The 1,050-nt window shown below is 52.9% G+C and carries 1 protein-coding gene; it reads left to right on the top strand.

Annotated features, from left to right (window positions below; genetic code table 11):
- On the top strand, positions 1-643 hold a 643-nt coding region (locus B7Y67_RS19205; RefSeq protein ID WP_293600002.1), incomplete at its 5' end, for a hypothetical protein.
- Positions 644-1,050: the final 407 nt, after the last annotated feature.

The following is a 1,050-nucleotide window of genomic DNA, read 5'->3' as shown; positions in this document are numbered from 1 at the left end:
GCGTGCCGTGGCGGCTATCGACCCGAGTAAATACAGCATAGTCCGCACCAAAAATGGCAAATTCCAGCTATTATCGGCCACCCGCAAGGTATCTGTTGTGTTGTGCTCAGACACTGGCAGCGGGCCCCAGGTGGTTGGTGTTCTGGCCGGTAATGTGGCGCAGGCTCCTAAAGTTCCGGTCAAGGCCTGCGTGCCCAGCAACGGTGCCAGTTCCGAGGATGATAATGCGCTTCCCGGCAGCCTTGGGCCGATGAAAAATGCCGCCGTCTTTAAGCTTCGTTCAACGCTTGAGGTCATCCAGTATGTCGGCCAGGTGCTGGCATTTCAGGAGGAGCAAACCGCCGCGCACCCCGACCGTCCGGAGCGTTGCATCACCCTTGAGTACGAGAATTTAAATGGCCCGACCTGCAATGGCGGCGTATTATTTCATCTGGTTGGCCCAAGCCCCGGGCCGTCGCTCGACCAAGGCAATAGCGTGACGTACGATGGTGAGACATGGTCCCTGCCAGACCCTGCGGCCTGCACCAACCCTGAGCATTGTGACCACACGCTGCAAACCATGTCGATGATCTCATTGCTGCTCAACGAGAACAAGTCAGCGAAGGATATCGGTACAACCCAGGCTGTTCAGGTTGTGCCTTAGTCGGCGCGATGACCGGTTAGACCTCAGTCTGCCCCGCGTTTCACCGCCTGCACACGCCCACCTTAAAGGTGAGCAAGCTTGTCGTTTATTTTTTATGAGTAAGAATTATTCTCACGAGGCACGATGATAGGGACCCTACAGGTAACATCATTTCCCATGCCGCGAGAGCCGGTTAGTCAGTACGATAGCCCAATAATACATCACGCCGTTATGGTGGCTTGATTCCGCTCCTTCCCCAAAAACGTCAGGAAAACTGCCAAAAATTACGCGATATTTCGTTCATGAACTGGGTTCCGATTCACTGGCATTGTCATGAGAAATTATTGCGAAACTGCATGATTTCGCTTGTGAATCCGGCGTTAGGTGTTAATATTCAACTAAAATCATGTGTTTTGTGTGATAGGTTT

The sequence above is a fragment of the Polynucleobacter sp. 35-46-11 genome (assembly GCF_002281105.1).
This window is presented reverse-complemented; position numbering and strand designations above follow the sequence as displayed.